19 protein-coding genes are annotated in these 20473 nt (G+C 48.8%); 1 reads left to right on the plus strand and 18 read right to left on the minus strand.

All coding sequences use genetic code 11. From position 1 onward, the window contains the following. Nucleotides 1-62 precede the first annotated feature (62 nt). Complete coding sequence (locus LQE92_RS02015) at nt 63-1088, plus strand: aldo/keto reductase (RefSeq protein WP_231061339.1); 1026 nt, start codon at nt 63-65, stop codon at nt 1086-1088. A 414-nt stretch (nt 1089-1502) separates the two neighbouring features. On the opposite strand, the gene LQE92_RS02020 is transcribed toward LQE92_RS02015, so the two are convergent. From LQE92_RS02020 to LQE92_RS02105, 18 genes are all read right to left on the minus strand, one after another. Then, nucleotides 1503-2057 carry a putative ABC transporter permease gene (locus LQE92_RS02020; RefSeq protein WP_231061340.1) on the minus strand — a complete coding sequence of 185 codons (555 nt, stop codon included), beginning with the start codon at nt 2055-2057 and terminating at the stop codon, nt 1503-1505. Between the two features lie 37 nt (nt 2058-2094). Continuing rightward, complete coding sequence (locus LQE92_RS02025) at nt 2095-3222, minus strand: metallophosphoesterase (RefSeq protein WP_231061341.1); 1128 nt, start codon at nt 3220-3222, stop codon at nt 2095-2097. Nucleotides 3223-3327: 105 nt separating this feature from the next. Further along, nucleotides 3328-4179, minus strand: coding sequence for an aminotransferase class IV (locus LQE92_RS02030; RefSeq protein WP_231061342.1), 852 nt, complete (start codon nt 4177-4179; stop codon nt 3328-3330). Continuing rightward, entirely contained in the window at nt 4137-5486 is a 1350-nt protein-coding gene (gene pabB / locus LQE92_RS02035) for an aminodeoxychorismate synthase component I (RefSeq protein ID WP_231061343.1), read from the minus strand. Before pabB ends, LQE92_RS02030 begins: the two co-directional genes overlap by 43 nt. Continuing rightward, a complete protein-coding gene (locus LQE92_RS02040) occupies nt 5452-6093 on the minus strand; it encodes an anthranilate synthase component II (RefSeq protein ID WP_231061344.1) in 642 nt (213 codons plus the stop codon). The genes pabB and LQE92_RS02040 overlap by 35 nt, the downstream gene beginning before the upstream one ends. A gap of 405 nt (nt 6094-6498) precedes the next feature. Then, on the minus strand, nt 6499-7224 hold the full coding sequence (locus LQE92_RS02045; RefSeq protein ID WP_231061345.1) for an amino acid ABC transporter ATP-binding protein: 726 nt from the start codon (nt 7222-7224) through the stop codon (nt 6499-6501). Beyond that, nucleotides 7211-7921, minus strand: coding sequence for an amino acid ABC transporter permease (locus LQE92_RS02050; RefSeq protein WP_331001212.1), 711 nt, complete (start codon nt 7919-7921; stop codon nt 7211-7213). The genes LQE92_RS02045 and LQE92_RS02050 overlap by 14 nt, the downstream gene beginning before the upstream one ends. A gap of 14 nt (nt 7922-7935) precedes the next feature. Beyond that, complete coding sequence (locus LQE92_RS02055; RefSeq protein WP_231061346.1) at nt 7936-8778, minus strand: ABC transporter substrate-binding protein; 843 nt, start codon at nt 8776-8778, stop codon at nt 7936-7938. Nucleotides 8779-8846: 68 nt separating this feature from the next. Then, nucleotides 8847-10235 carry a glycine--tRNA ligase gene (locus LQE92_RS02060; RefSeq protein WP_231061347.1) on the minus strand — a complete coding sequence of 463 codons (1389 nt, stop codon included), beginning with the start codon at nt 10233-10235 and terminating at the stop codon, nt 8847-8849. 52 nt (nt 10236-10287) lie between these two features. Further along, nucleotides 10288-10929 carry a hypothetical protein gene (locus tag LQE92_RS02065; RefSeq protein ID WP_231061348.1) on the minus strand — a complete coding sequence of 214 codons (642 nt, stop codon included), beginning with the start codon at nt 10927-10929 and terminating at the stop codon, nt 10288-10290. A gap of 90 nt (nt 10930-11019) precedes the next feature. Then, the gene (gene recO / locus LQE92_RS02070; RefSeq protein ID WP_231061349.1) at nt 11020-11706 is read right to left on the minus strand and encodes a DNA repair protein RecO; all 687 of its coding nucleotides are present in this window, start codon (nt 11704-11706) and stop codon (nt 11020-11022) included. Nucleotides 11707-11744: 38 nt separating this feature from the next. Further along, nucleotides 11745-12644: a GTPase Era gene (gene era, locus LQE92_RS02075; RefSeq protein WP_231061350.1), complete on the minus strand. Its 900-nt coding sequence runs from the start codon at nt 12642-12644 to the stop codon at nt 11745-11747. Between the two features lie 31 nt (nt 12645-12675). Further along, nucleotides 12676-15615, minus strand: coding sequence for an insulinase family protein (locus tag LQE92_RS02080; protein WP_231061351.1), 2940 nt, complete (start codon nt 15613-15615; stop codon nt 12676-12678). A 58-nt stretch (nt 15616-15673) separates the two neighbouring features. Then, nucleotides 15674-16426 carry a YdcF family protein gene (locus LQE92_RS02085; RefSeq protein WP_231061352.1) on the minus strand — a complete coding sequence of 251 codons (753 nt, stop codon included), beginning with the start codon at nt 16424-16426 and terminating at the stop codon, nt 15674-15676. A gap of 4 nt (nt 16427-16430) precedes the next feature. Further along, nucleotides 16431-17681 (minus strand): peptidase U32 family protein, encoded by a 1251-nt coding sequence (locus LQE92_RS02090; RefSeq protein WP_231061353.1) that lies wholly within the window; start codon nt 17679-17681, stop codon nt 16431-16433. 19 nt (nt 17682-17700) lie between these two features. After that, nucleotides 17701-18345, minus strand: coding sequence for an O-methyltransferase (locus tag LQE92_RS02095; RefSeq protein WP_231061354.1), 645 nt, complete (start codon nt 18343-18345; stop codon nt 17701-17703). Next, nucleotides 18342-18707: an endolytic transglycosylase MltG gene (locus LQE92_RS02100; protein WP_231061355.1), complete on the minus strand. Its 366-nt coding sequence runs from the start codon at nt 18705-18707 to the stop codon at nt 18342-18344. Before LQE92_RS02100 ends, LQE92_RS02095 begins: the two co-directional genes overlap by 4 nt. A 35-nt stretch (nt 18708-18742) precedes the next feature. Next, on the minus strand, nt 18743-20410 hold the full coding sequence (locus LQE92_RS02105; RefSeq protein WP_147595506.1) for a ribonuclease J: 1668 nt from the start codon (nt 20408-20410) through the stop codon (nt 18743-18745). Between the last annotated feature and the right edge of the window lie 63 nt (nt 20411-20473).

Here is a 20473-nt window from a genome sequence, read left to right on the forward strand (position 1 = left end):
CTTTTCCCTACTATACTTTTCTTAATGAGAATCAGTATCTACTAATGATCGGGAGGTATCGTATGGTTACAGTAACACTTGGTAAAACAGGAATCACCGTCAACAAAAACGGTTTCGGCGCCCTGCCTATCCAGAGGATCCCCAAAGAGGACGCGGCATATCTTCTCCGGAAGGCCTATGACAACGGCATCAACTTTTTTGACACGGCACGCCAGTATTCGGACAGCGAAGAAAAGGTCGGCTATGCTTTTAAGGGAATACGGGACAGGCTTTATATTTCAACGAAAACTGCGTCCACTACAGTGGAAGGCTTCTGGGACGACTTACATACCAGCCTAAAGAACCTTCAGACCGACTACGTGGATATCCTGCAGTTCCACAACCCGGATTTCTGCCCGAAGCCCGGGGACGGCACCGGACTTTATGAAGCGATGCTCAAAGCCAAAGAGCAGGGGAAGATTCGGCACATCAGCATTACCAATCACCGGCTTCATGTGGCCATGGAAGCCATTGAGTCCGATCTGTATGATACCCTTCAATTCCCGTTCTGCTATCTGGCCGCGGAACAGGACATCGAGATTGTAAACGCCTGCAAAGAGCACAATATGGGCTTTATTGCTATGAAAGCCTTGTCCGGCGGACTGATCACCAATTCTGCCGCTGCCTACGCCTTTGAGGCCCAATATGACAACGTACTTCCCATCTGGGGCGTGCAGCGGGAAAAGGAGCTGGATGAGTTCCTGTCCTACATTGACAACCCTCCTGTGATGACTGAGGAGCTGTCCTCCTTCATCGTCAAAGAACGGGAGTCTCTGTCCGGCAGCTTCTGCCGTGGCTGCGGCTATTGTATGCCCACATGTCCGGCACACATTAAGATCGACGACTGTGCCAGGATGTCCCTGCTCCTGCGCCGCTCTCCTTCCGCCGGCCATCTGACTCCTGAATCACAGGCCATGATGGCAAAGATCGAGGACTGTATCCACTGCGGAAACTGCATGAAGAAATGTCCCTATGGGCTGAATACGCCAGACCTTTTGGCAGAAAACTATAAGGACTACAAAGAAGTGCTTGCAGGAAAACCCCTGTAGAAATCTTTGGATATACAGAAAAACGCTTTCAAATAAAACGTGGTATCCTTAATGGAAATCCAAAACAATCGAATCGGAATAAGGAAAGGCGAATTCGTTTCACATGAATTTGCCTTTTCTTGCTTTTTACAGATTGCTTGTATTATTTTTTCATTAGTATTCTTACGCAAAAGCCAACCTTCTTTATATCCGGAGCAAATAAAAAACTGAAAAAAGCTTTATTATAATTTCTGTTTTTACAAATACAAGAAAGGTATTACTAATTTCTGCCTCGCATTTAGGACGAACTTATTTATTGCGAAATCAAGCCAATAAGAATTTCCTGTTTTCTGCTGCTCTTTAAAATAGGATAACCAATTAATCTTTGAGAGCACTATATGCATTAATAAACCAAAGCCGCGGCAGCCAGGAGCTTCACATCCATCTCCTGACTGTAGCGATAAAATCTATTATTATGACCAGTACGATGCCTGTGCTGAGTGCATAGAGCAGCCGGAGAGGAATACGCTCCACCATTCCCGCAATCTTCGGATGGATAAAACGCAGAAATAAATATGACAAAATCCCAAAAGGAATCAAAGTCTCCAGGCAGACTCTCCCGCCTATATGGAACAGAAACATGGAATAGTCCCACCAGACCGTATGAAATACCGCTTCCAGGACAGCACCCGTCAAAAATTCCAAAACTCCACATACAGCCATGGAAAGAAGGATGAATCTGACCGGCTTATTCAGACAGCGTTTCAAAAGGACTCCAAGGCCTATTAATCCAAAACCATAGATAGGACAATAAGGCCCGTACAGGAATCCTCTTTCACAGTATTCTCCATAGAGGAAGAACATGAATACCACCTCTACTATCCAACCCATTACCGAATACAAAAACAATAGGAGAACTATCCTCGCCGCCTGTACTGATGCCTCTTCTCTCTTTTCCACGCCCCCCATACTGTCCTCTTCCAAGCTCATTTATGCTTCCTTTCTCTCCATTATGGCACTTTGTCTGTCACTCGAACCGGACTTTAATATGGACGATCTCACTGATACATCCCAGCTTTACTGGAAGTGCCCAGGCTCCGGCCCCGGAGCTGGTTATCACATGATAGTCCCCATCCGTCCGAAGGCCATAATTCATCTCATTAAGGAGTGAGGTGAATATCTGGCCGGGAAACATCTGGCCTCCGTGGGTATGGCCGCAGAGCTCCAGATCCACTCCCAGAGAAGCCGCTTCCTTCAGATAAAAAGGCTGATGATCCAGAAGTATAACGGGATGTTCGGTGTCCACACCCTCCATAATGCTGTAAATGGACTGTCTGTACTCTTCCATATCCCTTCGGCCCACAACAGTGATATCCCCCGCGATGACCTTCGTCTCGTCCTGAAGGACTGTAATGCCCGCATCTTCAAAATAAGAAGTGTATTCCGATTCCGTATAGATTTCATGGTTTCCTGAAATATAATAAACCCCGTATACGGTTTCGAATTTTGAAAAGGCCGTTCTGGCATACTCCTTCTGGCTTTCCGTCGTATTATGGTCAAAAAAATCTCCGCACAGAAATACCACATCCGGCATGAGCTTATTGGTCTTTTCCACTAGTTTGTCCAGTTCTGCCTTTCCTACTACAGTTCCGATATGCGCGTCGGAAATCATCACAGCATTCAGAGAATCCAGACTGCACTCTTTCTGAACCGTAATTTCGTACTCTGTTGTCCGCAGGATCCTGGCATTTACCGTCCCGTAAATGCCGGCCGCCAGGGTCACGGCCAAAATAAGGGGCGCGCCGCCATGGGTTTTGTCCAGCCAGGCCGTAACTCTATTTTGTTTTCTGCATTTTCGGAAGATAAATCGAATAAAATTGGAGATGAGAAACAGTCCCAGCGAATAGGACATGGTGATGATATAGACTGCGCTGACACAGGCGACCGCAGCACATATCTGCTCCTGCTCAAGCTTGGCAGAAAAAGCAGCGGAAAAAGCCAGTACCGCCACAAACACAGCCTGGATGAGAATATATACCCCTAAGGGCAGACGCGTCCGCTTCCACAGCGGATAAAATCGTTTCCATACATAAACGGCGCAAAGGAGCGCAGAGGCTCCCAAGGCCACCCAAAATACATTCAGCCAATATTCCATTTTATCTTTCGTCTCCTGTGATCATTTATAAAAATATCTTATATCATACACAAAAAATCCTAACTCAGCGAATCTGATTCCGAACAGTTCTCTTCCGCCCGTTCCTCATTCCGTCAAAATCCTCTCCAGCCACTCCATCAGTTTTCTTGTGATGACTCTCTCTTTATAATCATAACCGGCCAGATTCCGGACAGGCATGATCCTCATCAGGGAATTGGTCAAAAACACTTCCTTATAGTATTTGATATCCTTTGGGTAAATGACCGCTTCCTCCGCCATTCCCCGCTCCAGAAGCACCTGTCTCACCACTCCTCGGAGAAGGCCGCAGGACAGCTTCGGCGTCACCACGCGCCCTCCTTCCTCCACGAAAAAGAGATTAGATACTGCTCCTTCACAGATTTCCCCGTGCTCGTTTAAGAATACAGGCTCATTGATGCCTCGCTTTCTGGCTTTTCTTTTCTCCCAAATATTATCTCCATAATTTAAGGATTTGAGATAAGTAAAAATAGAGGTGGAATTCCTCCTGACGCTGGAAAAATCCGCCGTAAATCCCTGCTCATACTGCATCCTAGTGTAGATATTCCGTTTTTCCTCCAGGAGGACATTTTTTTCCGATACCGTTATTTTTAAGGCCCCATGGGTGATCGGATGCCCTTCCAGCCACTCATACACCTCTTCCTCCAATATTCCGCTTCGCCATCTCCCTCCTTCTTCATCATCTCCTCTGGGCAGCAGCCGCAGAATCCGCATGGACCTGGAGAGTCTCTGAAGATGCTCTTCCAAAAACTGCGGCCGGTTATTTTCAACTGCAATCGTTTCAAATATCCCCAGTCCGTAATAATAGCCGTCGTCGGCATCCACTTTCATGTCTCTTCTCTCTTTCTCTTTATATTCAAGTTCTCCCGCTGCTGTTCTCACAGCTCCAGAGCTTTCACCAGTGCTTTCGCTTTCTGGCATGTTTCCTCGTATTCGAACTCCGGCTCTGATTCACAAGTGATTCCACCCCCTGCTCCCAGATGATACCGGCCGTCCCTGTAAACCAAAGTACGTATGACAATATTCAGATCACAGCATCCGTCCAGCGTGATATATCCCATGGAACCGGTATACAGGCCACGTTTTCCCTTTTCCAGTTCGTCAATGATCTCCATAGCCCTGATCTTTGGAGCTCCAGTAATGGAGCCTCCGGGAAAAGCCGCACATATCAGATCCATTACCCCCTTGTCTTTCTGCAGTCTGCCCGTGACTGTGGACACCAAATGAAATACCGTCGCATATTCCTCTATGGAAAACAGCTCCGGCACCTTCACCGTGTAATTCTCACACACGCGGCTTAAATCGTTCCGCTCCAAATCCACTATCATCAAAAGCTCGCTCTTATCCTTGCCGGAATTCTTAAGCTCCTCCCGGAGCCTGTCATCCTCCTGTTTCGTCTCGCCGCGTTTTCTTGTTCCCTTGATGGGCCTTGTCTCTACCTGTCCATGCTTCATCCTGAGGAAGCGCTCCGGAGATGCCGATACAATCTGAAAATCCTGAAACCGACAGTATCCGCCGAACGGAGACGGATTTATCTCTCTCAGCTTCTGGAATACCTCATAGGGCTCCTTTTCACTCCAAATTGTAAGCTGCCTGGTCAGATTTGCGATATAAATATCTCCTTCCACAATATATCGCTTCATCTGCTCTACGGCGCACAGATATTCGGCCTTCTCACAATCCGCCGTTATGTATGCCTTTTTCTCTGTCCCTGAACTCACCGCTTTTACCGGCTCTGCAATGAGAGATTCCATTTCCCTTATGCCTTCCTCTGCAGGACAGGTATGGCCTCCAGCCGCCAGGTACAGCTCTTTCGTCTCATGATCTTCTATAAGGTAATGGTCAAAGAAACTCCACATGGCTTCCGGAAGCAGGTCTTCCTGACCGTCAAAACGGCTTGCCGTCCCTCCCCGTCTTCTTCCGTAATCATAAGTAAAATAACCGACAGCTCCGGAGATCATGGGCAGATCCGTTGGATTTTCCTCCCGGTGCTCATATAGATATCGTTCCATATAATCTTCAAAGGTTTCTTCCGACGGCTTACCGTTTATCGACAAGACGCCATCCTGCTTCAAAGTCAAATATGGCTTTCTGCCAACAATAGAAAACCGTCCCAGATCATTTTGTAAAGAAGAGTCCAGAAAAACGACCTGCTCTTCTTCGCGGAAGCACTCCATAATCTCCGCAATCGGCTTATACTGCCGCAGTTTTTTCACTATAGTCTGCATACGGATACCTCCCCTCCTGCTTCCATGCGTCACAAATGCTAATATAATTCTGCAGCAGTTCGTGCCCATATTGGGTAAGGACCGCCTCCGGATGAAACTGCACTCCAAACACTGGCTCTGTGCGGTGGGATATGGCCATAATCACCCCGTCCTCGCTCTTTGCGTCTATCTGCAGCATCTCCGGAAACGCTTCCTCTGATACCACAAGAGAATGATATCTCGTCACACGGTAAGTTTCCGGCAGCCCGGAAAAAAGTCCGGTCCCTCTGTTGTGCACGAATGATATCTTACCATGCATAGGACGTCTGCCCTTCTTTACGGTCCCTCCATAAACATGGCCGATTATCTGATGACCAAGACAAACCCCAAGAATCGGTACGCGTCCGGCAAACTGCTTCACCGCCAGACAGCATATTCCACAGTCCTCCGGCGTTTTCGGCCCCGGTGAGATCATAATGCCGGAAAGAATATCTTTTAAAAGAAGATCCTCTATTTCGTCCAAGGTAATCTCGTCATTCCGCACCACGCGGACTTCTCTTCCCAGCTCAGACATATACGAATATAAATTATAAACAAAAGAATCATAATTATCAATCATCAGATACATGATATTACTCCTTTCTGCCCGCGTTCCTAAAGACTGCGGGCTGCGGTGGACGCCTGGACGGAAACTATTTCCTCTCGCCTTAGCATCAGTGGACAGGGGAACATACGCCTCAAAGCGGGATAATCCGGGCATTTTCTGCGTTATCCTCAGCCGGCGTACATCTACGTACTGGATGTACGCGGAGTGAAAAGCAACACAGCAGGACGTGAAATTCACCCTGCCCTGACCGTATGTCCCCCTTGTCCACTGATGCTATAAACCAGACAAAGAAAGAAAAAACCGGAAGCAGATATCCGGCTCTCACCGCACATCTGCTTCCGGCAGTATTCTTTTTCTTATTTCCTTCCGCCTTTTAGGGCCAAAGAAAATCAAGATAAAGGCACACCTGATTTTTATTTTAAATTTTCAAAGCACCTTAGACAAAAACTCCTGGAGTCTCGCATCTTTTGGATGGGCAAAAAACTCTTCCGGCGTGTTCTGTTCCACAATGCGGCCTTCGTCCATAAACAGCACTCTGGATCCAACCTCTTTCGCAAATCCCATCTCGTGAGTGACCACCACCATCGTCATACCCTCTCTGGCCAGCTGCTTCATAAAATCCAGCACCTCCCGAACCATCTCCGGATCCAATGCCGATGTGGGCTCATCAAAAAGCATCACATCTGGGTTCATTGCCAGAGAACGGACAATGGCAATCCTCTGTTTCTGTCCGCCGGACAATTGGGCTGGATACTGCCCCGCCTTTTCCGGAAGTCCGACTCTTTCCAGAAGTTCTCTGGCCCTCTTATCCGCTTCTGCCTGTGTCATCAGGCCAAGCTTTACAGGCGCCAGTGTGATATTTTTCTGTATGGTCAAGTGGGGGAACAAGTTAAAGTGCTGGAAAACCATCCCCATCTTCTGCCTTATTTTATTCAGCTCCGCTCCAGATGCCGCGGTGATGTTCTTTCCCTCAAAGATAACCTCACCGTCCGTGGGCGTCTCCATCAGGTTCAGGCAGCGGAGAAACGTACTTTTCCCGGAGCCGGAGGGACCAATGATGACCACCTTTTCCCCTTTTTGAATATGTTCATCGATTCCGCAGAGTACCTGCTTGTCTCCAAACGATTTATGAAGGTTATTAACGTCTATCACTCTTTGCCAGCCTCCTTTCAAACATGCTGAGAAGCTTGGTCAAAAGGATGACCACGACCAGATACATGAACGCAGCAATCAGGAGGGGCGTCAGGTAATCGTAGGTTTTCGCTCCTACATTCATGGCTGCCTTCGTTACATCCAATACCGCGATACCGCCAATGATGGCCGTCTCCTTAATCAGCACGATGAACTCATTTCCCAGGGCAGGAAGGATATTTTTCACGGCCTGGGGCATGATGATCGATTTCATCGTCTGCATCTCACTGAGCCCCAGAGAACGCCCGGCCTCCGCCTGCCCCCTGTCCACCGCCTCGATGCCCGCCCGGATGATCTCCGCAACGTACGCGCTGGAATTGATTCCGAAACAGATGATTCCGGACAGGAATGCCGGAAATCCTCTGACATTGAATATAATATAATAAATGATCATCATCTGCACATACACGGGAGTCCCGCGGATGATGGTGATATATATGTTGGCAATCCATCCCAAAGGTCTGAAGCTCTTTTTTCTGACCGCCATATATTTTACAACTGCCAGAACCAATCCGATGACCACTCCCACAAGCACAGCAAAGAAGGAAACGTACAGAGTCGTACCGAAGCCCTTTAAATATGCGATGTATCTATCGTTTTCCAAAAACGCCGCGGAAAATTTGGCGCCTGCCTCCGCAAACCAGTTCAAGATACCCAAGACTGTTCCTCCGTTTACTTCGTGGTGTGATTGACAATGAATTCCTCAACCTTTCCTTCATCCACCAGCTTCTGGAGCACTTCGTTGATCTGTTCCAAAAGCTCCGTATTTCCTTTTTTAACGGCAATCGCATATCTGTCAGTGAACACTTCCTTATCGAGGACTGCCAGATCGTCGTTTTCCTTCACCATTTCCTCTGCAGGCAGAGCGTCCATGATGATGCAGTCTATCTTATCGTTTTTCAGATCCATGGCAGCTTCCATAAACTTGCCGTACTGCTTCAGGTCTTTCGTTCCCAGGTCATCCTGGCAGTAGATATCAGCCACAGTACCCGTCTGAACACCTACTACGGTATCTGCCGTCAAATCGTCCGTGGATGCTACCCTGTTCGCATTTTTGTTGACTACGACCACCTGCTTGGACGTCGTATATTCGATGGAAAAATCCATCTGTTTTTCCCGGTCGGGAGAGATGGAAATTCCGGCTGCCGCGAAGTCTACCTTGCCCTGCTGCACTGCCAAAAGCGCTCCGTCAAAGGTCATATTCTGGACCTCCAGCTCTTTTCCCATGGCTTTGGCGATTTCCTGAGCGATGTCAACGTCCACCCCCATTACCGTCTCGCCGTCTTCGGTGTACTCATAAGGAGCGAAGCCTGCTTCTGTGGCCATGATCAGCTTTCCGCTGTCTTTGCTCTCACTTTCCGAATCCTCCGCCGCCTTCGTCGTCTCTGTTCCGGCAGCCTTTGTTGTCTCTTTCCCAGCTGTCTTCGTCGTCTCTTTGTTTTCTTCCTTGTTTCCGCAGGCTGCCATCGATAAAACCATCAAACCTGCCAATAAAACCGCTGCTGCTTTTTTCATCTGCTTTTCTCCTCTCATATCATAGTTGGAGCAGGCGCAATCCTTTCTGCTCCTGCTCCAGGTCATCCTTAAAACGTGAATTTATCCTCAAAATACGTTTTCAATTCCGTAATCGGCACACGCACCTGATCCATGGAATCACGGTCACGGACAGTCACAGCATTATCATTTTCAGAATCAAAGTCATAGGTCACGCAGAACGGCGTACCAATCTCATCCTGTCTCCTGTAACGCTTGCCAATATTTCCTCTGTCGTCAAATTCACAGTTGTATTTTTTGGAAAGCTCCTCAAATACCTTGAAAGCGCCGTCATTCAGCTTTTTGGAAAGCGGAAGGACACCAATCTTCACAGGTGCGAGAGCCGGATGGAAATGAAGAACCGTGCGGACATCTCCACCCTCCAGGGTCTCCTCGTCATACGCGCTGCATAAAAATGCAAGTGTGACACGATCCGCTCCAAGAGAAGGCTCAATCACATAGGGGATATATTTTTCTTTCTTCTCATCATCAAAATATCCCATGTCCTCACCGGAAGTATTCTGGTGCTGAGTCAGGTCATAATCCGTCCTGTCAGCTATGCCCCAAAGCTCACCCCATCCGAAGGGGAACAGGAACTCCAGATCAGTGGTCGCCTTAGAATAGAAACAAAGCTCCTCCGGAGAATGATCTCTGGCACGCATCTCCTCCTCTTTCATGCCCAGGGCTTTCAGCCAGTCGATACAATAAGACTTCCAATAGGAAAACCATTCCAAATCCGTATCCGGCGCGCAGAAGAATTCCAGCTCCATCTGTTCAAACTCTCTCGTACGGAACGTAAAGTTTCCAGGAGTTATCTCATTTCTAAAGGACTTCCCGATCTGTCCGATACCGAAAGGAATCTTCTTTCTGGAAGTACGCTGTACATTCTTAAAATTTACGAAAATACCCTGCGCTGTCTCCGGGCGGAGATACACCGTATTCTTAGCATCTTCCGTAACTCCTTGGAAAGTCTTGAACATCAGGTTGAACTGGCGGATATCCGTAAAGTCCTTCTTGCCGCAGCGAGGGCAAACGATATCATGCTCGTCAATATATGTCTTCATCTGTTCCTGTGTCCATCCGTCCACGGAACCTTCTATGGCGATGCCGTTGGCATCCATGTAATCCTCTATCAGCTTATCCGCGCGGAAACGCTCTTTGCAGCTTTTACAATCCATGAGCGGATCACTGAATCCGCCCAAATGGCCGGAAGCAACCCAGGTCTGTGAATTCATCAGAATGGCACAGTCCACACCTACATTGTAGGGGTTTTCCTGGACAAATTTCTGCCACCATGCCCGCTTCACGTTGTTCTTAAGCTCAACGCCGAGATTACCGTAATCCCAGGTATTGGCCAGACCGCCGTATATCTCCGAACCGGGATATACAAAACCGCGGGATTTGGCCAGGGCCACAATCTTCTCCATCGTCTTTTCCATAAACTCATATCCTCTCTCTATTTCATTCTCTGTTCATATCATATCAAAAAAACTATTTAAATACAATAAAGCTGACCCCTGTCCCCGGTGTAGTGACCGTATGATCTCCGTCAATGGTGACGCCGGAGCTCGCGAACTGCACTTTGCCTTCGACCTGCATGGTGACGGGCCCCTCTATTTTTACCACATGATATTTGCCGTTTTTCGTCACACCATCCAGGGAAGCTGTTTCTCCCTTGGCATTCTGGAACTCGCCCTCCAGAGTCATCTCCGTCACCGTTGATTTCTCCATCTGGCCGATTCCGCCTTCCATGCCGGCGGTACCGGTGAATTCCAGATAATCCGCGCAGCTGGCATAATTCAGAAAAAGAGACGCTATTTCATCCTTCACTTCCAGAGACTCCACCGATACCGGAAGGGAAGCATCCTTATCTTTTTCATCCGCATAGGCAGAGGCCTCTGCGCCGTGCTCTTTATTATAAGCCTTCACCGCATCCTCTACATATGTCTTAAGCTCTTCCTCACTGTAATTGCTTCCGGAGAACGTCTCCATATCCGCACTGACGACGGTCCCGTCCTTTTTCACATAGATACTGCTGGATTCCGGTTCAAACTTTATTTTCTTTCCGCATCCGGAAATAACTGCTGCCACGGCAAGCATCGCTGTCAAAAAGCACGCAAATTTTTTTTTCATGATTTTCCTCCTCATAACAAACTTTTATCATTGTACCTTGTTTCGAGGATATTTTCAATATCTTTTCCTGTAAGAAACAATAAGAATTTATTACGAAAGTATGATATTTATACTGTTTAAAACTTGTTCGGATTTAAACTCCCGGTCCAAAAACCGGATTTTATTCTCCGCCACCGACTTTGTGAGCTCGGCAAAGACCTGGTCGGAGACAGCAAAGGTAAAAAGCTTCTCCACCGGAGTATTGATGATAAAATCCACCGTGTACCGGCCGGCATCGCCAAGCCCCTTAAAACACTCTCCGTCAAAATCCCCGTTCATGGTCATCATCCGCAGTTCATAAACAAGGCGCACCAGCCTGTTGTCCAGGCTTTCCCTGGACAAGGCCCGCAGCGCCTGATATAAAAGCTTGAGAGTCGAAAACTCGTCTCCGTTTTCCCTGGAATAATAATCCGCAAATTCCAGAAAATAATATCCCAGATATACATAATCCACTTCTGAAGTAACTTCTTCAAAATAGTTGGTGATCTCCAGCTGCTTAAGCGTATAAGAGCTGCGCCCTTCATACAGGCTGAAGCTCCCGAAGCAAAACGGCCTGGTGCCGGAGATCAGAGGGCTGTTCTGTTTCCTGGCCCCTTTCGCAAACGCATGGAGCTTCCCCCGTTCTCTGGTCAGGATCACCACCCGCTTATCATATTCCCCGATTGGAGCAGCAGACAGCACCAGCCCGGTCACCTGAAGCAGGTTATCCGAACCAAAATCTGAAAACGTCCGCTCCATACCGCCGCCTCCTTTCTCAAGACCATACGGGAATACTGCTACATATCCTTATAATATCCATAGTTTTTGAGATACAGGTCATTGTCCCGCCATTCCTTGCGTACCTTCACCCAAAGCTTCAGGTTTACTCTGGCGTCCATCATCTTTTCTATATCATACCGGGCGCTGCTGCCTATTTTTTTCAGCATCACTCCGCCCTTGCCGATGATGATTCCCTTATGGGAATCCCGTTCACAGATAATTTCTGCCTCGATATCATACAAACCGTTCTGCCGTTCCTTCATTGATTCAATAGTGACGGCTATGCCATGGGGTATCTCATCCTTTAAACAGCGGAGCGCCTTCTCTCTGATGATCTCCGCCGCTATCTGTCTCATGGGCTGGTCGGTCACTGTCTCCTCATCGTAGTATAAGGGACCGCTGGGCAGATACTTCATTAGTACCTCCAGCACTGTATCCAGGTTGGCGCCTTTCAGGGCCGACACCGGTATGATCTCAGAAAAAGGATAGACCTTCCGGTATGTGTCAATATAAGCCAGCACCTTTTCCTTTTCTACCGTATCGATCTTATTGATGGCCAGCACCACCGGTATTTTTACTTGTTTCAAAATGTCCAGGATATACTGCTCCCCGGCGCCGATATAAGAGGAAGGCTCCACCAGCCACAGGATCACGTCTACCTCTTTAAGCGTCCGCTCTGCTGCGCCCACCATATATTCTCCCAGCTTGTTTTTCGCCTTGTGAATGCCGGGTGTGTCCAAAAATACGATCTGTCCCCTGTCGTCCGTATAAACAGTCTGGATCCGGTTCCTGGTCGTTTGGGGTTTATCGGAAGTAATGGCGATCTTCTGTCCGATCAAATGATTCATAAGAGTGGATTTCCCCACATTCGGGCGTCCTATCAATGCCACGAATCCCGATTTTTTCTGTCGTTCCATATTTCATCCTCATATTCTGCCGTTTATTCTGTCAGAATAAACGCTTTGTCTCTTTAAACAGCTGCTTTTCTGCCTCTATCTTTCCGTCATTTCCCAAAGCGCAGATGTCACCAGTATCCAGGACAGCCTGCGTAATCCCGGCGAGCGCCCGGATATCCTCCTCTCCGGCGCCGATGACCTGGTCTCTTTCTTTCTGCAGCATCTCCTGGGTGATTCCGGAAAGATACATCATCATATCCCGTCCTCCCCTCGCCGAAGGGTTCATCGGAGTATCCATACTGCTGATGGTTCCGATTATATATTTGGTCATATCCCGCTCATCTGCCTGGAAATTCCGCAGATATTCCGGAACTCCTTCAAACACCCGGCTCGTTTTTCCCAGATTAGGATCCCGGTAGGATACGAAATAGCCGTCTCCAGAACGGCCGAAGCCGCTCATCACGCCGTACGCCCCGCCCTTTACCCGGACCTGGGTCCACAGATAATCATAACTCAGAATCACCTGGAGAATCCTCAGAGCGCCGGTATAAGAATAGCCCGCGTCTCTGAAATTCCCGCACCTTGCCACATACTGAACCTGGGAAGATGCTTTGAAGCCTTCATTCTTCTGTTCCAGAGAGATCACCTCCGAACTCACCGTGCGGAGAGGAAATCCCTTATCATCGTTTCCGCCTGAAAGCCCATTTAAAAAGTCCGGCAGTTCCATTTTAAAGTTCTCATATCCGGTCCCGTCTGCAGTAAAGCTGATAAACAGGTTTTCCTTTCGGAAAATCCGTTCCATCAGCTCCCTGAGCTTCCGGAACAGTGTTTCTTTTTCTTTTTCAAATCCATTCTCCAGCCGTTCTAAGAACCGATAATAATCAATCCCGGATGTGGCCTCCCCAAAAGCCGCTACAGCAGAATGATAAGACCCGGCCCGGAGGACTGCCGTGGAATGGCCTCCCGCCAAAATCCGCTCTTTCATCCTGGAACGCATCCTTGCAGCCAGTTCATATATGCGCTTTTCATCCTCCACGATGGAAGTATGCAGAATCTCATCTATGAACCCAAAGGCTTTCCCTATCTTGTCATAAAAGGCTTTCGCCGTAAAGTCAAAGGATAACCGGAAGCTTCCAGGGTCCTTAAGGACCGGATAGCTGCCAAGGCTGGTATTGATACCGCCAGTCTCGATATTGATTTCATTGAACAGCTCCAGATAAGAATGCCGCTCTGTATTCACCATTCCCAGCACTGCCTTCAGAAAGCCTAGATACGGCCAGTCCTCCGGAGCTGTCATCCCCGCGTCAAAGGCAAGCCTCAGATAGCCGATGCCGCTGGTGAACAGCTCCGTATGAAGTACAGGGACTCCCGCCTCCTCTTTTTCCTGATAGGCCAGAAGGGCCGCCTCTTTTCCGATATCCTCTCTGGAGAGCATGGGGATCGTTTCCAAGGCTTCCCTGGAAGAAGGCTCCTGCTGATATTCCTTTAACTCCTCCGTCTGGCGGACCAGCTCTCTTCTTTCTTCCGCCTTCATGGAATCCAGCTTCTTTGCCAGGACATCCATCTGCTTTTCTTCCCGTTCTTTATCCAGTCCTTTTTTCGGGGACAGGATAATGACGGCCTGATGAAGGTTATTCAGCAGATAATCCGTGATCAGCGCTTCAAAATATCCATCCTTCCGGTGTTCTTTCAGATAATCGAAGCTCTCCCCAAACTCCAGATGCATGAACGGGTCATTCTCATCGTAAAGCCAGCTGTCAAAGCACTGCAGGCCGTACATAAGGCCCTTTGGATAAGGACCGAAATCGGCTTCCCGGTATTTGAATTCATAGTAGTTGATGCCGGCCTCCAGGGATTTTTCATCGATTCCCTCCTCTGCGAGCGTCTCCAGTGTTTTCCTGATCACAGAGAGAAACTGTTCCTTTTTATTCTTCTCCGTATTCTTCGCTATGACGGAAAATACCGGCTGCAAAACGCCGCTATCATATCCTCCATAGATATCCGTACCAACACCGGCATCTATCAGGGCCTGCTTGAGCGGCGCCCCTGGAGCGGATAAAAGAGCATACTCCAGAATCTGGAAAGCCACGTAAAGTCTGGCGTCCAGATCCGTTCCCACCACCGTGTTCACCGACAGGTACGTCTTCCCTTCCTCACTTTCTTCTTCCGTGACAGGATAAAAGATTTCGTATTCGCTCTCCGGTGTGAATTCCTTCTGCATAGTGATCTCCGAATCCACTGCCCGCGCTTCATAGTGGCTAAGATATTCTTCATCCAGGAACCGCAGCTTCTCTTCCATGTCCATGTTTCCATAGAGATAAATATAGCTGTTGGAAGGATGATAATACGTGCGGTGGAACTCCAGGAACTGCTCATAGGTGAGCTCCGGAATCTCCTCCGGATCCCCGCCGGACTCAAACCGGTAGGTGGTATCCGGAAACAGGACCTTGCGGATATACCGGTCCAGTACGCTTTCAGGCGAGGAGAACACTCCCTTCATCTCGTTATATACTACCCCGTTCAGAGCGAGGGGACCTTCTTCATTCTCAAGCTCATAATGCCAGCCTTCCTGCTTGAATATCATCTCGTTGTGATAGATATTAGGATGGAATACCGCATCCAGATAGACGTCCATCAGGTTCTGAAAATCCTTGTCGTTGCAGCTGGCCACCGGATACACCGTCTTGTCCGAATAGGTCATGGCATTGAGAAAGGTATTCAGAGATCCCTTCACCAGCTCCACAAACGGATCCTTTACCGGAAATTTTTCCGAACCGCAGAGCACCGAATGCTCCATAATGTGGGGCACTCCGGTACTGTCGGAAACCGGCGTCCGGAAGCCGACTGCAAATACCTTATTCTCGTCCTCATTGGACAGCAGAAAAATCCTGGCGCCGCTCTTTTTATGGCGGAGCACCTCCGCTTTGGAATTCAGTTCTTCTATATCCTTCTCTTTTATCTTTTCGTAAGCATCAAAACCGCTTTTTTTCATCCGATTGATACTCCTTTCCGAAACAGGGGCAGGCAGCCAAACTGCCTCCCCCTTCCATTTAAATATTCCCCAAGAACTTATCTTTTACTACTGCGAAAAATTCCCGTACCATATAATTGGGCAGAAGCAGCTTGTCTGACTCGGCGGCGATGCCTGTCACATTCTCCATACCCAGCTTTCTTGCAATGCTCACGGAACGGAACACATGGAAGCTGTTGGTCACCACCCCCACAGAAACCTTGCTGCTGACCAGCAGCGATTTGCTGTACAGCAGATTCTGCACCGTGTTAGTGGCATACCGTTCAAGCACGATCCGTTTTTTATCGATTCCTCTGTCCATCAGATAATTCCGCATGGCCGCTGCCTCGGAAATATTTTCTCCCGGTCCCTTCCCGCCGGTGACGATCACCCTGGTATCAGGATGCTCCCCCAGATAATCGGCAGCCGTATCCAGCCGATATTTCAAAGATTTTGTGACCGTGTCCCCGCGTACCTGCGCTCCCAGCACGATCAGGTAATCCACCGGTTCCTCCGGAGAGGAAAACATATGGAGCATGATAAATCCTTCCACCGCCGCAAAGCACAGGATTCCCAGTACAATGGTCGTACGAAGCGGAACCTTTACCCATAGCGGAAAATGGCGGAATGTCATATGGATTTTCTTCATGCTGAGCAGAACCGCCAGGACTCCTGCCAGAATCCCCAATATCAGCCAGAATCCCGAAAAAGAAGCCTGAATGCCGGCATAGCTCACGATCATGCAATAATAAATGACAGACATGAGTGCGACCACCCCAAGAAGTATGTTCATAGCTTTACCCTCTCAAAACACTCTTATGCAAAACCGCTCTTTTCCTCAGTATATCATATTTCTCCGGAATATGGGAAAGTTTTACCATAAGCTTCTGCCTCGCATGGGGCGCGCTCTCCTGAGGACCGCCGTCCTCATCAAAGATCCCCTCCACCTGTACCTCTAAATTTTCTCCGGAAGGCTTCATGATCTCAATGATCTCACCCAAAGAAAACTTGTTTTTCTGTTCCATGAAAAATCTTCCTTCTCCCGCGTCCTCTCCGACGATTCCCAGATAAATTGATTCCTGGTCATATGTACTGCTGTCATAAATCTGCGCTTCCTTTTCCGGCTTTCCATAAAAAAAGCCGGTGGTAAACGGCCTGGTAGTGCATTTGCGTATCTCCTCCCTATACCACTCCATATGGTTTTGATACGTCTCCTCTGACAGGAAATAATCGTCTATGGCTTTCCGGTATGTTCTGGCCACGGCGGCCACATAGAGAGCCGTCTTCATCCTTCCTTCCACCTTCAGGCTGTCAATCCCAGCTGTCAGGATGTCGGGCATATGTTCTATCATGCAAAGATCCTTCGAGTTGAAAATAAAGCTTCCTCGCTCATTTTCATAAACGGGGAAATATTCTCCGGGGCGGCTCTCCTCCACGACCGAATAATTCCAGCGGCAGGGGTGGGTACAGGCCCCCCGGTTAGCGTCCCTTCCCGTAAAAAAGTTACTGAGCAGGCACCGGCCGGAATAGGAAATGCACATAGCCCCATGAATGAATGTCTCAATCTCCAAATCTTCCGGAATATTCTTCCGAATCTCCCGTATCTCCTCCAGGGAAAGCTCCCGGGCAGATACCACCCTCTTAGCCCCCTGTCCATACCAGAACCGGTATGTTCCATAGTTGGTATTATTGGCCTGGGTGCTGATATGCCGTTCTATTTCCGGCACTTCCTCCATCGCAATGGCATATACTCCGGGATCGGATATGATCAGCGCGTCCGGCCCTATTTTTTTCAATTCCCTGAAGTACTTCCGCACCTCCATAAGATCCTCGTTGTGGGCGAGTATATTCGCCGTGACATATACCCTGACTCCCCGTTCATGGGCAAATGAAATACCTTCCGCCATCTCTTCCAGGGAAAAATTTTTTGCCTTTGCGCGGAGACCGAATGCCTCTCCGCCGATATACACGGCGTCCGCTCCAAATATCACAGCCGTCCTAAGGACCTCCAGACTGCTGGCCGGTATCAGTAATTCTGGTTTTTTCAAGGCTTCCGCCCTCCTTTTATTACAAAAGCTTCGTGCTGACAGTGACTCCGTCTCCAATGGGTATGACTGCAGTCTCCAGGCAGTCCATATGCTTCAGTGCATAAAGATATTCCCTCATCCTCGCGTGAATGGTACGGTTCCTCCTGGTGACAGCATAACGCGATTCAATGACGTCTCCGTCCTGGAGCACATTATCTGAAACCAGGATTCCTCCCACCGGCAGCAACCGCAGGACCTCGTCAAGGAAATGAATGTACTGTCCCTTTGCCGCATCCATAAAAATAAAATCAAAAGGCGGCTCCAGCGTCCTGAGGACCTCCGCCGCATCTCCGGTAAGAAGAGTGATGACCTCTTCCTTTCCGGCCCGCCGAAAGTTCTCTCTGGCAACAGGAATCCGCTTATCGTATTTCTCGATCGTCGTGATCGTACAGCCCTCCGGCATGTGTTCGCTCATCAAAAGAGCGGAATAGCCGGTGGCTGTCCCTACCTCCAATATCTTCTCCGGGCGCCGGATAGCCACAAGTGTCTTTAACAGGCTCGCCGTCTCTTTCCGGATAATAGGAACAAGAGAGGCAGCCGCCTCCTTTGCGATCGCATTGCAGATCTCGCTGTCTCCCCGTTCTAAAGAATTGATATATGTGATCGTTCTTTCATCTATGATCATGAATCTTCCTCTGTATCCACGGCCACGCCGGAAAGAACATCCAAGATGTTCTTTCCCGTCATATTGGAATTCAGACGGTACGTACCGGGCAGTATGACGCTTCCGTAAAAATATTTCTGAACCGTGAAAACAAGTGTACTTTCAACAAGTCCCTCCTGCCTGAGCAAAGCCGCTACCTGACGGATACCGTCACCTTCCTTCACCTCAACGGTGACGGAAACCGGATTCTCCGCAGTTCCCGGCTTTTCATCAAACACGGCTTTTCCAAAGCCATATGCTTTTACGGATATCAACAGGACAAGGGATATCACCGCTGCCGCCAGGGCGATCTTAAATATAATGCCGAAGATACGCAGCTTCATGTCCATCCCTCCTGTCCGCCGTGTTCCTGGTCTTCTCAGATCTCCATGATAATGGGCAGAATCATAGGATTCCTCTTCATCTTCTTCCAGATATAGTCACTGAGACTGTCCCGGATGACCGCCTTGATCTTCCCCCAGTCGCTGACCTTCCTGTCCAGACATTTCTGGACTGCGTCTTCTACGACCGTGTGCGCTTCTTCCATCAGGTTCTCCGACTCTCTGACATAGACAAACCCTCTGGAAACGATATCCGGTCCCGCCAGCAGCTCACTGTTGTGGCGGTCCAGAGTCAGCACCACGATGATGATGCCGTTCTGAGCCAGGTTTTGACGGTCACGCAGCACAATGTTTCCCACATCTCCTACTCCGAGGCCATCCACCAGCACAGGGCCTGCCGTAACATTTCCGGTCACCTGCGCGCTGTCTTGGGTGAGCTCCATTACATTGCCGGAACGCATGATGAAAATGTTTTCTTCCGGCACTCCCATCTCCTGCGCGATGTCGGCCTGCGCCATCAGATGCCGGTACTCGCCGTGAACGGGCAGCGCAAATTTCGGTTTCACCAGAGAGTAGATCAGCTTCAGGTCTTCTCTGCAGGCATGGCCCGATACATGGGTATCCTGGAAAATCACCTTCGCTCCCTTAGCTGACAGCTCATTGATGACCTGAGCCACAGCCTTTTCATTGCCGGGAATCGGTGTGGAGCTGAATATAATCGCATCGTTGGCATTAATGGATACTTTTTTATGAATATCCGCGGCCATTCTGGAAAGAGCCGCCATGGACTCTCCCTGGCTTCCGGTCGTAATGAGCACCGTTTTCTCCGGCGGATAATTGTTCATCTGAGAAATATCCACCAGGGTCGAATCCGGGATTTTGATATATCCCAGCTCGTTGGCGATGCCGATGATATTGACCATGCTCCGGCCCTCCACCACTACCTTCCGTCCATATTTATAGGAGGAATTGATGATCTGCTGCACCCGGTCCACATTGGACGCAAAAGTGGCTACCAATATTCTCCTGTCCTTATTTTCCTCAAATAACCGGTCAAAGGTCCGGCCTACAGCCCGCTCCGACATGGTAAACCCTTCCCGGATGGCATTGGTGCTGTCAGCCATCAGGGCCAGTACCCCCTTCTTCCCCAGCTCTGCAAAGCGGGGCAGGTCCACTGGATCCCCGAATACCGGCGTATAGTCAATCTTAAAGTCTCCGGTATGCACGATCGTGCCGACCGGTGTGAATATGGCAAAAGCCGCCGCGTCTGCGATGCTGTGATTGGTACGGATGAACTCCACCCGGAAGCATCCCAGGTTCACTGACTGGCCGTATTTCATGACTTTTCTCTTTGTGGACTTGGTCATGCCCCGTTCTTTTAGCTTATGCTCAATAATACCCATGGTCAGCTTTGTGGCATAGACCGGTACGTTTATGTCCTGAAGGACATAGGGCAGAGCGCCGATATGATCCTCATGTCCATGGGTAATAACAAATCCCTTCACTTTCTGGATATTGTCTCTCAGATATGTGACATCCGGGATAACGAGGTCGATACCCAGCATATCGTCACTGGGGAAGGACAGCCCGCAGTCCACAACAATAATACTGTCTTCGTATTCAAAGACAGTCATGTTCATCCCTATCTGCTCTAATCCGCCAAGCGGGATGACTTTCAATTTGGAATTTCCTGTTTGTTTCAAAATACACCTCTCTAACTTTCCGTTCAGAATTTTAATTATTTTTCCGGCCTTCCGCCGGAACAACGC

It is taken from the genome of Lientehia hominis, from assembly GCF_021044755.1.
GTDB lineage: Bacteria > Bacillota > Clostridia > Lachnospirales > Lachnospiraceae > Lientehia > Lientehia hominis.

What these genes read in the sequence shown, in the direction of transcription:
- LQE92_RS02015 (WP_231061339.1), top strand. Translation starts at nt 63, where the DNA reads ATGGTTACAGTAACACTTGGTAAAACAGGAATCACCGTCAACAAAAAC.
- LQE92_RS02020 (WP_231061340.1), bottom strand. Translation starts at nt 2,057, where the DNA reads ATGAGCTTGGAAGAGGACAGTATGGGGGGCGTGGAAAAGAGAGAAGAG.
- LQE92_RS02025 (WP_231061341.1), bottom strand. Translation starts at nt 3,222, where the DNA reads ATGGAATATTGGCTGAATGTATTTTGGGTGGCCTTGGGAGCCTCTGCG.
- LQE92_RS02030 (WP_231061342.1), bottom strand. Translation starts at nt 4,179, where the DNA reads ATGCCAGAAAGCGAAAGCACTGGTGAAAGCTCTGGAGCTGTGAGAACA.
- pabB (WP_231061343.1), bottom strand. Translation starts at nt 5,486, where the DNA reads ATGCAGACTATAGTGAAAAAACTGCGGCAGTATAAGCCGATTGCGGAG.
- LQE92_RS02040 (WP_231061344.1), bottom strand. Translation starts at nt 6,093, where the DNA reads ATGTATCTGATGATTGATAATTATGATTCTTTTGTTTATAATTTATAT.
- LQE92_RS02055 (WP_231061346.1), bottom strand. Translation starts at nt 8,778, where the DNA reads ATGAAAAAAGCAGCAGCGGTTTTATTGGCAGGTTTGATGGTTTTATCG.
- LQE92_RS02060 (WP_231061347.1), bottom strand. Translation starts at nt 10,235, where the DNA reads ATGGAAAAGACGATGGAGAAGATTGTGGCCCTGGCCAAATCCCGCGGT.
- LQE92_RS02065 (WP_231061348.1), bottom strand. Translation starts at nt 10,929, where the DNA reads ATGAAAAAAAAATTTGCGTGCTTTTTGACAGCGATGCTTGCCGTGGCA.
- recO (WP_231061349.1), bottom strand. Translation starts at nt 11,706, where the DNA reads ATGGAGCGGACGTTTTCAGATTTTGGTTCGGATAACCTGCTTCAGGTG.
- era (WP_231061350.1), bottom strand. Translation starts at nt 12,644, where the DNA reads ATGGAACGACAGAAAAAATCGGGATTCGTGGCATTGATAGGACGCCCG.
- LQE92_RS02080 (WP_231061351.1), bottom strand. Translation starts at nt 15,615, where the DNA reads ATGAAAAAAAGCGGTTTTGATGCTTACGAAAAGATAAAAGAGAAGGAT.
- LQE92_RS02085 (WP_231061352.1), bottom strand. Translation starts at nt 16,426, where the DNA reads ATGAACATACTTCTTGGGGTGGTCGCACTCATGTCTGTCATTTATTAT.
- LQE92_RS02095 (WP_231061354.1), bottom strand. Translation starts at nt 18,345, where the DNA reads ATGATCATAGATGAAAGAACGATCACATATATCAATTCTTTAGAACGG.
- LQE92_RS02100 (WP_231061355.1), bottom strand. Translation starts at nt 18,707, where the DNA reads ATGAAGCTGCGTATCTTCGGCATTATATTTAAGATCGCCCTGGCGGCA.